The 16,019-nt window shown below is 48.5% G+C and carries 16 protein-coding genes; all 16 read right to left on the bottom strand.

The window, feature by feature from the left end; translation table 11 throughout:
• Positions 1–113 precede the first annotated feature (113 nt).
• The 16 genes from AC0YNW_RS21000 to rbsK all read right to left on the bottom strand — a co-directional run bounded on the left by AC0YNW_RS21000 (position 114) and on the right by rbsK (position 16,016).
• Complete coding sequence (locus tag AC0YNW_RS21000) at positions 114–1,766, bottom strand: extracellular solute-binding protein (RefSeq protein WP_475833619.1); 1,653 nt, start codon at positions 1,764–1,766, stop codon at positions 114–116.
• 32 nt (positions 1,767–1,798) lie between these two features.
• A complete protein-coding gene (locus tag AC0YNW_RS20995) occupies positions 1,799–2,689 on the bottom strand; it encodes a carbohydrate ABC transporter permease (protein ID WP_475833618.1) in 891 nt (296 codons plus the stop codon).
• Positions 2,690–2,723: 34 nt separating this feature from the next.
• Positions 2,724–3,650: an ABC transporter permease gene (locus AC0YNW_RS20990; RefSeq protein ID WP_475833617.1), complete on the bottom strand. Its 927-nt coding sequence runs from the start codon at positions 3,648–3,650 to the stop codon at positions 2,724–2,726.
• 138 nt (positions 3,651–3,788) lie between these two features.
• Positions 3,789–4,784 (bottom strand): N-acetylglucosamine kinase, encoded by a 996-nt coding sequence (locus tag AC0YNW_RS20985; protein WP_475833616.1) that lies wholly within the window; start codon positions 4,782–4,784, stop codon positions 3,789–3,791.
• Between the two features lie 26 nt (positions 4,785–4,810).
• Positions 4,811–5,806 carry a LacI family DNA-binding transcriptional regulator gene (locus tag AC0YNW_RS20980; protein ID WP_475833615.1) on the bottom strand — a complete coding sequence of 332 codons (996 nt, stop codon included), beginning with the start codon at positions 5,804–5,806 and terminating at the stop codon, positions 4,811–4,813.
• Between the two features lie 490 nt (positions 5,807–6,296).
• A complete protein-coding gene (locus AC0YNW_RS20975) occupies positions 6,297–6,626 on the bottom strand; it encodes a metal-sensitive transcriptional regulator (RefSeq protein WP_475833614.1) in 330 nt (109 codons plus the stop codon).
• A 180-nt stretch (positions 6,627–6,806) separates the two neighbouring features.
• A complete protein-coding gene (locus AC0YNW_RS20970; protein WP_475833613.1) occupies positions 6,807–6,911 on the bottom strand; it encodes a thioredoxin domain-containing protein in 105 nt (34 codons plus the stop codon).
• 48 nt (positions 6,912–6,959) lie between these two features.
• Positions 6,960–7,580, bottom strand: coding sequence for a nitrite reductase (locus tag AC0YNW_RS20965; RefSeq protein WP_475833612.1), 621 nt, complete (start codon positions 7,578–7,580; stop codon positions 6,960–6,962).
• 185 nt (positions 7,581–7,765) lie between these two features.
• The gene (locus AC0YNW_RS20960; protein ID WP_475833611.1) at positions 7,766–8,497 is read right to left on the bottom strand and encodes a glutamine amidotransferase; all 732 of its coding nucleotides are present in this window, start codon (positions 8,495–8,497) and stop codon (positions 7,766–7,768) included.
• 67 nt (positions 8,498–8,564) lie between these two features.
• Positions 8,565–9,875, bottom strand: coding sequence for an ArgE/DapE family deacylase (locus AC0YNW_RS20955; RefSeq protein WP_475833610.1), 1,311 nt, complete (start codon positions 9,873–9,875; stop codon positions 8,565–8,567).
• 90 nt (positions 9,876–9,965) lie between these two features.
• The gene (locus AC0YNW_RS20950; RefSeq protein ID WP_475833609.1) at positions 9,966–10,475 is read right to left on the bottom strand and encodes an ureidoglycolate lyase; all 510 of its coding nucleotides are present in this window, start codon (positions 10,473–10,475) and stop codon (positions 9,966–9,968) included.
• 28 nt (positions 10,476–10,503) lie between these two features.
• The gene (locus AC0YNW_RS20945; RefSeq protein ID WP_475833608.1) at positions 10,504–11,535 is read right to left on the bottom strand and encodes an autoinducer 2 ABC transporter substrate-binding protein; all 1,032 of its coding nucleotides are present in this window, start codon (positions 11,533–11,535) and stop codon (positions 10,504–10,506) included.
• Positions 11,536–11,540: 5 nt separating this feature from the next.
• Complete coding sequence (locus tag AC0YNW_RS20940; RefSeq protein ID WP_387476858.1) at positions 11,541–12,485, bottom strand: ABC transporter permease; 945 nt, start codon at positions 12,483–12,485, stop codon at positions 11,541–11,543.
• Positions 12,482–13,444 (bottom strand): ABC transporter permease, encoded by a 963-nt coding sequence (locus AC0YNW_RS20935; RefSeq protein WP_475833607.1) that lies wholly within the window; start codon positions 13,442–13,444, stop codon positions 12,482–12,484. The genes AC0YNW_RS20940 and AC0YNW_RS20935 overlap by 4 nt, the downstream gene beginning before the upstream one ends.
• Positions 13,441–14,952, bottom strand: a complete 1,512-nt coding sequence (locus tag AC0YNW_RS20930) for a sugar ABC transporter ATP-binding protein (protein ID WP_475833606.1) — start codon at positions 14,950–14,952, stop codon at positions 13,441–13,443. Before AC0YNW_RS20930 ends, AC0YNW_RS20935 begins: the two co-directional genes overlap by 4 nt.
• A 155-nt stretch (positions 14,953–15,107) precedes the next feature.
• Complete coding sequence (gene rbsK / locus AC0YNW_RS20925) at positions 15,108–16,016, bottom strand: ribokinase (RefSeq protein WP_475833605.1); 909 nt, start codon at positions 16,014–16,016, stop codon at positions 15,108–15,110.
• Positions 16,017–16,019: the final 3 nt, after the last annotated feature.

The following is a 16,019-nucleotide window of genomic DNA, read 5'->3' as shown; positions in this document are numbered from 1 at the left end:
AAAAATATACATCTGGCGCGCACTTTACCTCCAAAAGTCTACAGTCTTATCCTCTCGTTGTAAGCTGTATAACCTGATAAGCAAAGCACGCGCGCACATGTATGAGCCAGTCCTTAATGTCCCCTATTAATTTTCTCTACGTTCGCCTGCCACTTCTCCGTTCTGAACTCCAGCAGCTTGGCCATGCCCGCTTTTTCAGAATCTTTTTTGGCCTGCTCCATGACGGCTTTTACTTCATCTGCCGTTTTGGCAAGAAGCATCTTCGCAAAAGACACGGTATAAATGTCATGAATATTTTGCGAGATTACGCCAATCTCGGAATCTGGCAGCGGCTCGGTATTGACGAACTCTGTAATGTCTTTGGAAGTCGCCCAAGTAACGGTGGATTGCGCGATCGTCTCCCATGATTGTTGCGACTTCGAAAGCGAAGACTCCAGACTCATTTTTGCTGTGTCGATAAAGCTGGTGTTGCCCGCCCAGTTGAAATCCTCGAACTTTCTCATTTTTTCCGTGCGTTCGTTAGCATCGACTGTCGTGTAGGTTTCATTCGGAACGGGCGAACCGTCTTCATTCTCTTCGTCCCAGTACAAGCCTTTAGGACCAAAGAACAACACCTTCTGGCCTTCGGGTCCCGTAATCCAATCATAGTAAGCAAAGATCGCTTCCGGATCTTTCGCCTCGGTTGTAATAACGTTGACATTCCAGCCCAGGCTTTCAAAGCCGCTGACAAAAACATTATCCTTATTCAACCCGGCTTTGCGAATCGGCCAAATAATTTCATAGCCGCTGTCTGGATTGGAGGCTGTCAGCGCGCGGTGCCCTTCCGCGCCATAGGTTGTAATATTGGACTCGATCATCACGGCAACGCGGCTTGTATTTACTTTTTCCTTCACTGCATCCTGCGTCTGCTGCAGGGCGTCCTGCGTAATCAGCCTCTCTCTAAACAGCTTGTTGATATACAGCATCAGCTCTTCAAAAGCGCTATCCTCGTATATCGATACAAGCCGGTTGCCATCCGGGTAGCCCATTAAGCTAATATTTTGGCTCGTGGAATCCTCTTTGAATCCGCCGTACATCACTTCCAGCCCTGCGCCTTTCTCTCCAACCTCGAGCGGCACCACATTCGGATATTTATCTCTTACTTGAATCAAATAAGCATAGAGATCATCGAAGGTTTCCAATGCTGGTCTGCCTAGCTCATTATATATATCTTTATTGACCATCCAGCCGCCGTTGCCGAATGTTCCTGAAGTATACCAATTCGGAATTTGATAGATCTTCCCGTCATCCGAGCGAAGAAGATTCATCGTGGATTCCTTCACATACTTTTTGAAATTCGGATATTTATCATAATAGTCATCAAGCGCAACCAGCTTGCCTGCCTTCACCAGGCGCTCAACCACAGCCCCCCGGTCTGTGAAAATAACATCCGGCAAATCATTGCCGACAATCATGGTATTCAGCTTTTCTTCAGCGGCACCGCCCGATTGTATAGGCTGAACCGTAACTTTGCGGTTATCCTGAATCCACTTCGTAGCTTCGTTGTCCCCCCATGGGGCCGTTGTCAACCAATCATAGTGCCCATAGAAAGAGAAGGTCACCGGCTTAATGCCGTCCACGCCACTCTCTTCAGTTCCCTCTCCAGTTGCATTCGAGCTGCTTGGACCCGGGCTGTTCGTCCCGCCCTCGCCCGCATTGGAGCAAGCGGCAAGAAAAATAAGCAGCGCCATGCTCGCAAGCGAAAGCCATCTCCACCTTATGTTCATCTTTTCCCCTACTTTCTTTTATTATATTGAAACTACTCCTTCATCGACCCGATCAATACTCCTTTTACAAAATACTTTTGTAAAAACGGATAGGTCAAAATAATAGGAATAGTAGCAACCATCATTGTCGCCATCGTGAGCGATTTCGTCGTAACCGTCCGATTGCGGTTCATATGCTCCTGCGCGATTGCGTTGGCTGATGACATCTCCGTCATAATGTTGGAGTTCATAATTTGCCTCAGCAAGGTTTGAATCGGCAGCAGTTCATCCTTCGACACATAGATCGCTCCGGTAAACCAGTCATTCCAATGCCCGACAGCTGTGAACAGTGAGATTGTCGCCAGCACCGGACCGGAGATCGGCACAACGATGCGGAAAAAGATGCCGTAATTGCTGCATCCGTCTATCTTCGCCGACTCCTCCAAGCCATCGGGAAGCGCGGAGAAGAAGGTGCGGATCACGATCATATGGTAGACGCTGATCAGGCCGGGAATAATATAGACCCACAACGTATTGATCATTCCGAGCGAGCGTACCAGCATGAACGTCGGAATCAATCCGCCGCTGAAAAACATCGTTGCAATAAAGAAAACCATATACTGCTTGCGCATCAGAAGCATTTTTTTCGACATGCCGTAAGCGAGCAGCGCCGTCAAAGAAACCGACAATACCGTTCCGCTGACCGTTCTAATAATGGATATCCAAAAGGAATGAATTAATCGGTGATCTCCAAATACAATGCCATAGTTCTCGAGCGTAAAAGCTCTTGGCCAAAACGTTACTCCGCCCAGTGAGGTATCGCTTCCCAGGTTGAACGATATGACGAGCGAGTTCCAAAAAGGATACAGCATCACGATCCCGAGCAAAGTCAGCACCGTATAGATAAAGCGTTGCAGGATTTTATCACCGAGACTAAGCCTCATATTTCATCACCCCAACTATGTCGTCGAATATCGCTTACCACAAGCTCACGCCCGCTCTTCTTGCCAATCTGTTCGCCACAATGAGCAAAGTGACGCTGATTACAGCTTTAAACAATCCGACGGCAGTCGCATACGAGAAGCGCGATTTCAAAATGCCTACGCGATATACATAAGTGTCAATAACATCAGAGTAATCTCGCAAAATCGGATTGGTAGCCAGCAGCAGGATATCCTCAAAGCCCGCACTCAATAGATTGCCGATTGCAAGGATCATAAATATGATAATGACCGGCGCGATGCTGGGCAGCGTGATCAGATAAATTTGCTTAAAACGGCTCGCCCCGTCGATGGAAGCGGCTTCATAAAGCGTAGGATCTACGCCGGCTATCGCGGCAAGATAGACAATGCTCGCAAAGCCAATCTCCTTCCATACATTAACGCTCACTAATATCGTCCAAAAGTATTCAGGTATCGCCAAAAAGTTTATAGGATGCTCTATAAGATTAAGCTTTTGAAGTACAATGTTGATCGTTCCGTTATCAACAGAGAGGAGTGAAAACACGAAACCGGACACAATCACCCAAGACAGAAAATAAGGCAAATAGCTTACCGTTTGAATAATCCTCTTGAATGCCATATGACGAACTTCATTAAGCATAAGCGCCAGCAGAATCGGAGCCGGGAAAGTGATGACGAGCTTAAAGAGACTAATCGCGATCGTATTGCGCATAATGTTCAGAAACTCCGGCGCCTGAAAGAACATCCGGAAGTTTGCCAGGCCGGCCCACTCGCTTTTCCAAATTCCCGCAAAAATATCGTATTTCTGAAAAGCCATCAATACACCGTACATCGGAATATAACTAAAGATAAAAATAAAGATAACGCCCGGAATAACCATAGACTGCAAATCCCATTGCTTCCAAAATTGTTTCAGAAAGCTCGGCTTAGGGGCTGTCTTCACTGGCGCTCATCCTCCTTGTCTGCGGAAGCAGATTCCATGAGCAGTCTGTCATCCACGTAGCAGAAGCTTAAACGCGAGAATGAAACCGTTTGCAAAAATTCTTTACAACGATGGCTATCCATAAACCGAATCATCCTTTCATTGAATATTTTGAATATTGCGAATATTATTCAACTGCGTCCGCATCAGCTGGTTCATCAGCCCCCGGGTCATCTGCAGTCCACTGCGTTCCATGGCCAGAATAACCGCCCCGATAACCGGTTCGTTTTTCAAAACCGTTAATGTGCAGTTCGCTGCCGCCTGCTTCACCTTCCGCTCGATCGCCGAGCGAATAATGCCGGCTTGATCACCTTTCGTCAGCAGACTGCCTGCAAGCACAATGTCGAACGTTTCACCGCCCATATCCAATTGGCGAATGGTTGCGGCTGCGGCAAGCCCTAGCTCCTCACCCTGCTTGACCAGCAGCCTGATCGCTGTCTCATCTCCTTCTTCAGCAGCCTGAAACAATAGTCTCGCTACGTCGACCGGCAGATGCCTGTCATGATCCAAATAATCATCCCTAAGCTCCGCTACGCTGGAGTAACCCAGCAGCTTGATCAGCTTATCCGTCAATTCTGTCGCCGTTTCCCTGCCTTCGTAAGCCCGGACTACGCTGCGAAACACTTCAACGCTCAGATCATAACCTCCGCCGAAATCGCCGAATTGATAGCCGAAGCCGCCGCATTGGAATAGCTCTCCAGCTTGATTGGTACCCGAGCAATTGACTCCTGATCCGCATATAATGACAAGTCCAAAGGGATTTTCCGTTCCTGCCCGCATCGCAATCATCGTATCGCCGGATATCTCCGTTCGCGGTAAGTTCAGACTGGCAATAATCGGGCGCAGGATGCGGTAATCGCTATCACGATCGGCGCCGGCAAGTCCAAACCAGGCATACTGAATTTGCTCTTCTGTTAATCCCGCTTCTTCCAGCGCACCCGTCACCGCTTCCTTCAAGCTTATCTCCGCCTGCGTCCGGTCTGTTTGGTGATTGCCGTTCCCTCCCCTTCCCATTCCGGCTATATCGCCGTTCTCATTTGTAATCAGCGCATAGGTTTTACTTCCACCTGCATCGACTCCCAAATAATATTTCACAGGCTGACTCACTCCTAAACATTCATTTATGATTGCTTCAAATAAGCAGTAGATTCTCGTACCAATAGCTGTGGACTAAGCTTCGTCACCGTCGGCGTTTCCATTTGCCCATTGATTTGTTCGAGCAGCAAATCCACGCCAATACTGCCCATCTGCGCTTCCGGCTGACGCACCGTCGTCAATCTCGGGAAAAACTCGGACGCTAGCTTCTGATCATCAAAGCCTACTACCGATACATCATGCGGTACCATAATGCCCTCTTCTCGCAGCGCATGAATGACACCAAGTGCGATGAAGTCATCCCCTGCGAAGATTGCTGTAGGCAGCGTATCCTCTCTAATCCACTTTTTGGCTACATCGTAGCCGCTGCTTACTGTAAAACCGCTATATTCAATCGCAAAAGGAGTTAAAGCGGCGTCAGCTAATGCCTGCACATAACCTCTCTTTCTCTCTGTTACGCTCAAAAAGATCGTTGGCCCTCCAATATGAGCAATTTTCGTATGTCCAAGATCAATCAAATGTTTAGTCGCATCGTACCCCCCTTGGAAGTTATCCACCAACACGCTGGAAACATCATCATGCTCATATTGATTATCTAGCAGAATAAACGGAATTCTCTTCTTCTTCAGCTCGGCTACATTCTGCTCCTCTTCAATGGGCGACAGCAATATGATTCCATCCACACGATCTCGCTGAAACAAGAAATTGTTGGTCTCGCCTTCGCCTTCATGCTCCGAAATAGACAGTGTCAAAAAATAACCCTGATCTGCCAGCTTGCGATTTGCAGCTTTAATCACACGATCATAGAAGGAATCGTTCAAATTTGTAATCGACATCCCAATTATGCCAGTCTTGCCGCGAACCAGGCTTTGCGCCGCTGAGTTAGGCTGATAATTCAGCTCTTCCATCGCTTTCAGCACCTTCTGCCTGTTCACTTCGCGAACGGTCGGCGAATTATTGATGACCCGCGATACGGTTACAATAGATAAACCAGATTTTTTTACCACATCATGTATGTTCATTTGGACCTCTTTCTCCAATAAAATCGTTTAGCCTTTACTTTTAAGTTTAAACGTTAAAATTCCAACGTAATGCTAGCACCCATCTCGATGGTTGTCAATTTGGAGCTGCTCATGGTACCGTTTTTGTGCCACCCCTGTCCATCTTCACACGTTTCTTATTCCAAACTCCAAAGTGTTTCACTCACTAGTCAAAAGTATAAAGGTTTAAACTTTTGACTTAAAAAAATTTATATCTGAAACTTTTAGCAAAAGCGCTGAAAACCTTGGAAACAGGTAAGGGATTTCTCAATACACGAAAATCAATCCCAATGAGGTTATACTTACTTGCTACTATTTCGCCCGGAAAAGTTTAAAGGTTTAAACTATAGGTACATATTACCACCACACCTTCTATCCGTCAATCTTATTATTGGTGGAAGCACAAATGCCGTAAAATGGCTGCCTAAAAACAAAAAAGGTGGAGAATCGGTGTGATCCCTCCCCCTTTCAGTTATTTAATTAGTTTGGTTACGGTAGTCATGAGTTCATCCAAAACTTCGCGATCGCCTTCTTGAATCCGTTCAATGACACAACTTTTTAAATGGTGTTCCAACAGTTGTTTACCCAGTCCATTCAGAGCGGATTGTATGGAAGCGATTTGATGCAGCACATCATCACAGTATGTGTCTTTTTCGATCAGTCCCTTAACCCCGCGCACTTGTCCTTCGATACGATTCAGTCGATGAATCAAACTGAGCTTTGTTTTTTCGGAATGATGACTTTTGCGCTCTGCAGAAGATGTATGGTCGATTGAGGTGGCCTCATGTGTCGTTTTATCCATTTGAATCAACTCCCTCTTAGTTAGATTAACATCGCCCACCCCCTATGTAAAGGGAGGCCAGACGTCCCCTATTTACGACTGCGCAAGCCAGCTTATTCGTAAGTTTCCTCGTACCGAAAAAGCAGCTCGACTTAAGCGTGAGCTGCTTTTCGGTGAACGACATCTATACGGAAAGCAACCTTACGCTTTATTCAACAAGCCGCTTATTTCACTGAAATTCTCTGCGAATCCGACGAACACCTTGTCGCCAATCACAATCGTCGGCACAATTTGTTTTCCAATCATGTTCCAGACTTCTTCAGATCGAATTGGCAAGGTGGCGGCTATGATTCCTTAATCTGCGATCCGTTGCAACTGCTCAAGCGAAATTCGATTCACGAATTTGCTGAACTTTTCCTTGCCTTTTGCATGCTCCTTATAAAAATCAATGATGGCCATAACAGCGGGAATAAGCTGGTCTTCCGTCATTCCTGAACGAAGCAGCTTGGCGAAGGAGGTTTTTAACCCCTTTGGTTCACCGCCAACATAAATATCAAACGTATCACGCATTTTGACAACGCCGATATCCTTAATCAGCGGTTCGCTGGTCCCTAACGCGCAACCGGCATAGCCGATTTTTAGCGGTGTAGGCGTATTGATGCCAGCTATCGCTTTATTCAAGGTTGTTGCTGTTTCAAGCCCCGCTTCTTCGGCACCCTTACAGAAATTGCAGGCAATTAGACTTTTAGTTACGAACCCCGCAGGATTCACTTCAAGACCATATCGCTCAAGTTCTTCCTTAATGGCTTCCCTTTGTTCGATCGGCACTTCTGCATAGAGCTGTTTGAAGGGGGTCATTTCCACTTTAGCATCTGTTCCTAAAAGATTGCCGATTTGCACAAGTTGGTTTGGCGTGAACAAGCTGCCGCCAAGTTGAATCACTGGGCTTATGGCTATTTTCACTTTTCCCCCCACGATTCTTCCTCTCCTCCGTTCAGACTTAACGAATCACTTTGAAAGTAGTATACCCCTCCACCCTATATATAGTCAATGCATTTTCACAATACCCCTCTACCCTATGCGAAAAACATAAAAAAAGCGCCTGCTGACATCGAGCCAGCAGGCGCCTGTTAGGGCGTATAAGAATATTTAATGCTCCATTATTTCAAATACTTGATAAGCTTGGACCAAAAGGCCGAATAGTGCTCCCAGTTCATAAACTCCAATGATCCCCAGTGCGGCGAACAATCGCTTGCAAATGCCGCGGTCTTGCCCGCTCCGTAGGTTCCGACCGTCAGAATAGCATCGCCTTCATGGCTTAGCAGTTCCTCTGCCCCCGGCTTGGCGGACAGCTTATTATACCCTAGCAGCTTAGGCCATTCTCCGAGGTCATTGACCAGCGGATGCGGCTGCGATACGAGGGGCGAGAAGCCGCTCGGCTTCTCTACCCGATCATCCTTATCCATCATGACAACCGGCAGCACATCGGCCAATATCGTATTTCGGTAATTGGCTTTTCCTTCGATTCCCATGAAGGTCAGATAACCGCCAACCATCAGCAATCCGCCTCCTTCAGCGACATATTGCTTGATTAGCTCAAGGGCGTCCGGAATGATTTGCATTTGATAGAAGGTTGGATTTTGAAGCAGGAATGTGTTGGCCCCTACGTCGCTAAGCACAATTGCATCATAGGCTTTGAGCTCTTCCAACGATTGAGGAAAACGCACCTGTACTTCATGCGCAGGCATATAGGTAACGTCGACTCCCTCCTGACGCAGACAGGACAGCAGATAGGTTGCTCCCTCCTCGTACTTGGTCGAGGTAAAGCTGTCATAACCTTTCGTATGAATCATATGCACGACCCAGGATTCGCCAACAAATAAAATTTTCATCAGTTCAAGCACCTCCGTATTTTTATATCACCAGGCCCTATACCTACGGGCTGTCTAGATTTCATTTTTACGATTCCTCGATTTCACACCAGTCCACAATCGTTTTGGCAATCATCTTGACCGCCTGAATCACTTCATCGACAGGTGTAAATTCATCGCTGTGATGGGCAAGGCTTGGGTCGCCAGGTCCAAAGTTAACGGTCGGAATGCCGACGTTCACCGGCCAGCCCATATCGGTATGGAAGCCTAGTCCTTCGATCTTCCCTTCCTCTCCAATCGCCTTCAAGGATTGGACACAGGTCTGTACAAAGGGGTGAGACACATCCGTCTCCGCACAATCGGCATCCACCAGCCATTCGATTTCCGGCATATTCTCTCGCAACCAAGGATCTGATTCCGATACCTCACGCAGAAAGTCAATCAATTCCTTCTTTACGTTGCCGCCTACAAGCTTCTCGTCACGCTCCGAAGGCAAGTATTGCGCATTAAATACGATTTCCGCCTCATTCGCGAAAGAGGTCGGATATTCCCCAGCGTTTAATTGCGCGACATGCACCTGACAAGGGATCGCCAAGTAGGGATGAGTCTTGTTCACAACCCATTGCTCATTCAAGCGGTCCAGATGCTCCAGAATATATCTCGCTTTCTTAACCGCATCCACCGCGCCGCCGTCCTGCCAATCCGCCTGCGGCATCTCAATATGACCGCTGCGGCCTTGAATCTTGATTTTGCCCCATAATATTCCCCGGCAAAGCGGGGCAATCGTTAGTGAGGTCGGTTCTGTCAAAATGCATGCATCCGCTCGATAGCCATGATGGATGAAATCAAGCGCTCCCATGCCTCCCGCTTCCTCATCGACAACCGTGCCGACGACAACCGGACCTTTAAGCTTAAACCCGCTGCGAAGAATCGCTTCGACGGCCATAATCATGGCTGCGACTCCGCCCTTCATATCAACAGTGCCCCTGCCGTACATCTTCCCGTCGATCACTTTGCCCTCGAAGGGATCGACCGTCCATTTTGAGCCTGCCATAACAACGTCAATATGACCAAACAAGAGCAGGGACTTGCCTTCCGTTCCTTTGCCAAACGTAGCTGCCAGATTGGGTCTGCCCGTAAAATCTCTTCCCGGATAATAACCCGCCATGCCTTCATATTGCTTCAGCTCATCAGCGACGGGCTCCCACATCTCAACATCTGCGCCGAGCTTCTCCAGCTTGCCGGCAAGAAATTGTTGCAGGTCCTTCTCTTTGGATGGCGCCGGCTCATCGAAGAACCAGGGATTGACACTCGGAATTTGAATAAGCTGCTGTAAAAAATGAATAATTTCATCTTGATGATTCTCGATCCATTCCATCACTCTCTGTTCTTGGTTCATCTCTCTCTCTCCTTTTTGGCAGCACTCTCCTGATACAACATGAATCCGTTGCTGTTGTAAGCAAGAGTATCAGGAGCCGTACCAGCTCGCTTATTCGAATCGAACGGTGCTACCGCCCACAAAATCAACCCACGGATTGATCATCTCATCGCCGAATTTATCCTTCTTCTTCTCAATGCCGAACAAATAGCGCGCGTCGTCCGAAGCCGGGTAGGCCGGGCTATGCCAGACCCCCCGGTTAATGACGATAGCTTGTCCGGGCTTGATTCGGAAGCACTTGACGGTGGATGGATCAGGACTTTCATCCGGATTGTCAATGTCGCCACAAATTGCTACAGGCTGTACAATCTCACGATCAAAGGTAAGCAGCAGCTCTTCACGACTGACATGCCTCTCCATGGCCGTGACGACAAATTCGCGTCGCTTGGTGATCACAAGGCCAAATCCGATGGGCTCCCATACGTCCAGCATTTGCACATAGCTCCAGCAATCCCACCCGTCGCCGGATTTGGAGGGATCAATCGCCGGCACATCCACTACTTTGCCATAGGGAGCGAAAGCCTCCTCCGTCAAGTCTTCTATCTGCACCTTATACTCCATTAAGGCCGCCTCCTTTCAGGGGGTTTTATTAGAAATCAAAGCTGTCCACATTATCGTTCGTGACTTCAAGCGTGCCAATAAAGACACTTTGTCCGTCTACCTTCACTGTCCCAATCGTCGGAATCTCCATGCCGTCCTTGATTTCCTTGCCCTGAGCCAGTTGATCCAGAATATAGACCGTTACGTAAGCCAGCTTGCCCGGGTCCCAAATAATATCCGTTTTGATCGTGCCGTTTTTGATATAATTTTTCACGAGGCTCGGCACGGCAATGCCTGTAATGGCCACTTGGTTTTTCTCCAAAGTGCCTGCCTTTACAGCTTGCTCCACTACCTCTGCAGCGGCCGGTGGTTCGCCGCCTGCAAATCCGATAATCCCTTTCAGATCAGGGTAGGTTTGAAGCAGGTTTTGCGCATTGGCATACGCCTTCTGTTGATCGTCGTCGCTCGCGACAGTCGTTACGACCTCAATATCCGGATAGTTGGCTGCAAAATAAGCTTTAGATGCATTCGATTTGGCAATCTGGTTTTGTGAGCCAAGACCAGCTACCATGAACGCGACCTGTCCTTTGCCGCCGATTTCCTCCCCGATCGTTTTGGCCAGAAGCTCTCCGATTTCCTGGTCTGTAGCCGGAGCGACATAATATTGGCGGTCTGTGTCCGGCGCGTCACTGTCCCAGGTCACAATATTGACGCCTTGGCCTGCCGCTTTTTTGAACACAGGGCCTACCGCTTTCGCATCGTTGGGCGATACGCCGATTCCGTTTACTTTGCGTGTCAGCATATCCTGAATCATATTAATTTGCTTGGAGGAATCCGCCTCAGTCGGCGCATTGAACAGAACCTTTACCTTCAAATCGGCTTCCGCCTTCTTCGCGCCTTTCTCAGCCGCCGCCCAATAAGCAGGGCCGATGGACTTTGGATTCATAAAGTACGTTCTAGTTCCCGAGGCTCCCTGGTTCGGTTGGCCTCCGTTATCCGTTTGGTTCCCGCTTGTACTTCCGCATGCTGCCAAATTCAAAGCCAATACACCCGTCAGTAACGTCAATGCCAGCTTTTTCATAGGTTTCACTCTCCATTGAATTTTTTGTTTCCTACAGCAAGCAGAAGCAATGCCCCTAATATAACTGCCTGATAAAGCACGGATACACCTAATAGATTCAATCCATTACGCAAAAACACGATAATCAGCAGCCCGACAAATGTCCCTGAAAGACTCCCCCTTCCACCAAAAATATGTGTGCCTCCTATCAAAGTCGCTGTAATAACATCCAGCTCTATATTGGTACCCGATGTCGCCTCAGCGCTTGCCAGACGCGACACCAGAAATATACCCGCCAAGGCCGAAAACAATCCGCTAAGCATAAAGAGGATAAACCGTATGCGTACGACCGAGATGCCTGAGTAGCGAACAACCTCTTCATTGTTGCCAATCCCGTACACATAGGTGCTGAATCTTGTTTTCTTCATCACGAAGCTGGCCAAGAGGAACATCACCACAAGGAAAATCGCATTAACCGGAATGCCGGCGACATATTGCTGGCCCATAAAGTAGAATGCATCCGGAAAGCCGCTAATGGGTCTGCCCTGATTGATCACGTAGACCAGACCCCGCAGCATCACGAGCATGCCAATGGTGACGACAATAGCCTGCATGCGGTGCCTTGCGATCAGATAGCCGTTAACCGCCCCGCACAGCAAGCCAGCCAGCAGCCCAATGATCACACTGATCCATATATCGAGGCCCCGCTCAAAGGCAACTCCCATACATACAGCGGAGAAAGCCAGAATAGAGCCGACTGACAGATCCATGGCACCGGATATAATAATCATGGTCATCGGAATGGCGATCAGCCCTACTTCAACCATCTGATTCAGCACATTCATAATGTTGGTGACGGTCAGGAAATAGGGAGACAAGAAGCTGAACAGGACGATGATGACGAGCAGTAGCAGCATTTGAACAATCAGCTTATTTCCTTTAAACGGGAACCGGCTTGTCCATGCACTCATACCAAATCCCCCTCTTTCCCTTTGTTTTGCCGTATGCGCTGCAGCGTATTAATGACAATTGCCAGAATAATCAGAAAACCAGTTGCGGCATCGACCCAGAACGGAGACACCTTGGATATAATGAGTCCGTTTTTGACAATACCCATAAATAGCACACCCAGCATCGTTCCGGCTACGGTACCGACTCCTCCAAATATGCTTCCTCCACCGATAAGAACGGCTGCCATGACTTCAAATGCCAAACCGCTGCCTGCTGTCGAGGCTTGTACACTGCCTACCTTGGCTGCGAAAATAACCGAGGCGATCCCGACCAGTAAGCCGGTTAATACATAAACCTTAAACTTGGTTCGGGCTACACTGATTCCCGCAAGCTTGGCTGCCGGGCCATTCCCTCCTATGGAGTAGATTCTTCGGCCCACGCGGGTGAATTTCATTAAATAGATGAAGATCGCGATCAGAATGACGGCTATTAGCAGCGGAAAGGAAATGCCGAGCAAATACCCTTGTCCGAAAAATCGAAATCCTTGCGGAAAGTTCGTCATCCAGGTTCCTCCGCTAATCCCTACCGCAATGCCCCTGAAGATGTACATGGTGGCCAAGGTGACAATGATGTCCGGTATTTTCCTCACCGCGATGAAATAGCCATTAACCATGCCGCATAGAACTCCGATGCATATCCCCATTGCGGCTGCTATCCACGGATGAATGCCATGGCTGAGAAACAACCCGACAGAAGTCGCTGTCACCGCCAGCACAGAGCCGACGGATAAATCCATGCCCCCCAGAAGAATGACCATCGTCATCCCGATCGCCACGATAAACATGGAGACATTCTGATCCAGAATCAGCCTCATATTTTCGAATTGCAAGAAGTCGGGTGAAATGATGGAGAACAACAGTATGACGAGAATGGTAAATAAGATAATAGGCGCTTCATGCACATTGAGTAGGCGTTTCATAAGTGGCCTCCTTCTGAGAGAGGGTGTGAAGCACGCTGCAGCAATTGTTCCTGGTCAGCCTCACCATGTGCAAATTCATGTACGATCATGCCTTTGTACAGCACCAGTATCCGATCACTGAGGCCAATGACCTCCGGCATTTCGGATGAAATCAGCAGGATGCTCAAGCCTTCCTCGGCCAGTTGATGAATGATATTGTAGATCTCCGCCTTCGCTCCGACATCAACTCCCCGAGTCGGCTCTTCCAGAATAAGAATATCCGGATTCGTGGCAAGCCATTTGCCAATCACGACCTTTTGCTGATTACCGCCACTCAGAAAGTCAACGCTTTGTCCGTCGCTGGGCGCTTTAATCCTCAGCTTCTCCATATACTCCTTGCTCATCCCTTTAATCCGCTCTTCGTCCAGCACCGTGTATTTGGAGAGCTGGGGCAGCATCGGGATCGACAGATTTTGCCGGATGGACATCGGTTTAATGATGCCTTGACGGTGACGATCCGGCGGAACATAGGCAATCTTCTTCGCTTTAGCCTGGCTCGGACTATTGATTCTCACCGCTGTCCCACGTATGGTGATTTCACCCGTTCCCCGCTTTAGACCGAATAATCGCTCGGCAATCGTATGCGTGCCTGAACCCGGAACACCGAACAACCCTAATATCTCTCCCTTTCGCAGCTCAAAGGATACACGATGCGCGGAATCGAGCGACAGCTGATCGACCTTCAGCACAACCTCTTGACCCTGCTTTTGCTCCCTTACCGGATATAGCTGGCCGACCTCTTTGCCCACCATCATTTGAATCAAGCTCTGTTCGGTCACCTCTTCGATCCCTCGGGTATCAATCTTGGCTCCATCCCGCAGCACCGTTACCTTATCCGCAATTTCAAATATTTCCTTCATGCGGTGGGAAACATACACAATGGCTACGCCTTGCGCCCTGAGCCGATTGACCACATCAAACATTTTTTTCACTTCGTTTTCCGGGAGTGCGGCCGACGGTTCATCCATAATGAGCACATCCGCCTTAAAAGACAGCGCTTTCGCAATCTCGATTACTTGTTGGCTATGGACTCCGAGATGCCGGACCTCCTGGCGGACATCAATTTCACCTCCTCCTATGGAATCAACCAAACGCTGCGCCTCATCATACATTTTGGACCACTGTATTCGTCCGAATCTGCCCACCATCTCAGGACGGTCGATAAATATATTTTCCGCGGCTGTCAGATTGGAGAACAAATTGAATTCCTGATGAATAATGGACACTCCTTGCCGCTGGGCGTCAAGCGGATTGCCGAATGTCACTTCTTTGTCCTTCAGTCTGATCGTCCCTTGCGTCGGTGAATATACGCCGGACAAAATTTTCATCAGCGTAGACTTTCCTGCTCCGTTCTCTCCCATTAGCGCATGAACCTCGCCCGGATACAATTCAAAGCTAACATCGGATAGCGCTTTGACCCCTGGGAACTCCTTGCTGATGCCTTCCATTTTCAAAACCGGATGTCTCATCGTTCGACCTCCTATTCACCTTACTGAGCTGCTTTTTGGATAACTTTAACAAGTCTAAGCGTTAAATCGTCAAAGTCAGAGAATGCAGGTGTCCCTTTCAAGGAAAGAAACCCCGTCTATTACCTTTTTTATCATGCCCTTATTGATCGGTTATTCTACTTTGTCAGGAACGACTGTATCTGATCATCCCTCGGAATCGAGCTCTGGGCGCCTGGCTTAGATACAGCAAGCGCCGATGCTGCTGTCGCATAGCGCAGACAATCGCGCAGCTCTGCTCCCGTGACATATTTGGCTGCGAACGCTCCAATGAAGGTGTCTCCGGCCGCTGTCGTATCCACTGCATCAACCGAAAATGCGGGAAATGTGATTAGACTTCCGGATTGGTCCATATAGATCGAGCCTTTGCTTCCTAAAGTAATAATGAGTTGAGGAATGCCGTCTTTAAGCATTATCTTCCCGGCCTCCAATGCCTGGCCGCTTCCTTCAATACGGATGCCGCTTAGCGCCTCGGCCTCGACCTCATTCAGAATGAGGAACGTGACCTTGCTCAGTTGGCTCTGGTCAAACCCGGCTATTGGAGCAGGATTCATAAATACCGGAATACGCTTCTCTGCCGCTTTATCCAGTACCCTTCCATTGGCTTCAGATGATATTTCATTTTGCAGCAAAATGAGGTCGAAACCAGAAAAGTCCAATTGATCCACCTCGTCCGCACCATATCTACCATTAGCGCCTGAGGACAAAATAATGTTGTTCTCGCCTGCTTCATCTACTGTAATCAAGGCAACCCCCGTCATACACGCCTTCTCGGCCACATAATCAAGATCAATCCTGTCTTCCGCCAATCCCTTGCGTATGTCGACGCCGAAGGAATCCGCTCCGAGTCCCCCGGCCATAGCGACCGAAGCACCCGATCGAGCGGCCGCAACCGCCTGATTAGCCCCTTTGCCTCCAATAAAGAAACGGGTCTCGTTGCCCTGCATCGTTTCGCCGGGAATCGGGTGACGCTCAACCTTTGTGACAATATCCATATTCATGCTGCCCACTACCAGGATCCTCGCCATGGC

Source organism: Paenibacillus sp. J31R120 (assembly GCF_056269225.1).
Note: the sequence above shows the minus strand (reverse complement) of the source record. Positions and strands in the feature narration are given on the sequence as shown.

Excerpts from the sequence above, each read along its gene's own strand:
- AC0YNW_RS20960 (WP_475833611.1), bottom strand. The coding sequence starts at position 8,497 with ATGAAAATTTTATTTGTTGGCGAATCCTGGGTCGTGCATATGATTCAT.
- AC0YNW_RS20945 (WP_475833608.1), bottom strand. The coding sequence starts at position 11,535 with ATGAAAAAGCTGGCATTGACGTTACTGACGGGTGTATTGGCTTTGAAT.
- AC0YNW_RS20980 (WP_475833615.1), bottom strand. The coding sequence starts at position 5,806 with ATGAACATACATGATGTGGTAAAAAAATCTGGTTTATCTATTGTAACC.
- rbsK (WP_475833605.1), bottom strand. The coding sequence starts at position 16,016 with ATGGCGAGGATCCTGGTAGTGGGCAGCATGAATATGGATATTGTCACA.
- AC0YNW_RS20970 (WP_475833613.1), bottom strand. The coding sequence starts at position 6,911 with ATGATTGGAAAACAAATTGTGCCGACGATTGTGATTGGCGACAAGGTG.
- AC0YNW_RS20955 (WP_475833610.1), bottom strand. The coding sequence starts at position 9,875 with ATGAACCAAGAACAGAGAGTGATGGAATGGATCGAGAATCATCAAGAT.
- AC0YNW_RS21000 (WP_475833619.1), bottom strand. The coding sequence starts at position 1,766 with ATGAACATAAGGTGGAGATGGCTTTCGCTTGCGAGCATGGCGCTGCTT.
- AC0YNW_RS20950 (WP_475833609.1), bottom strand. The coding sequence starts at position 10,475 with ATGGAGTATAAGGTGCAGATAGAAGACTTGACGGAGGAGGCTTTCGCT.
- AC0YNW_RS20930 (WP_475833606.1), bottom strand. The coding sequence starts at position 14,952 with ATGAGACATCCGGTTTTGAAAATGGAAGGCATCAGCAAGGAGTTCCCA.
- AC0YNW_RS20975 (WP_475833614.1), bottom strand. The coding sequence starts at position 6,626 with ATGGATAAAACGACACATGAGGCCACCTCAATCGACCATACATCTTCT.
- AC0YNW_RS20995 (WP_475833618.1), bottom strand. The coding sequence starts at position 2,689 with ATGAGGCTTAGTCTCGGTGATAAAATCCTGCAACGCTTTATCTATACG.
- AC0YNW_RS20935 (WP_475833607.1), bottom strand. The coding sequence starts at position 13,444 with ATGAAACGCCTACTCAATGTGCATGAAGCGCCTATTATCTTATTTACC.
- AC0YNW_RS20940 (WP_387476858.1), bottom strand. The coding sequence starts at position 12,485 with ATGAGTGCATGGACAAGCCGGTTCCCGTTTAAAGGAAATAAGCTGATT.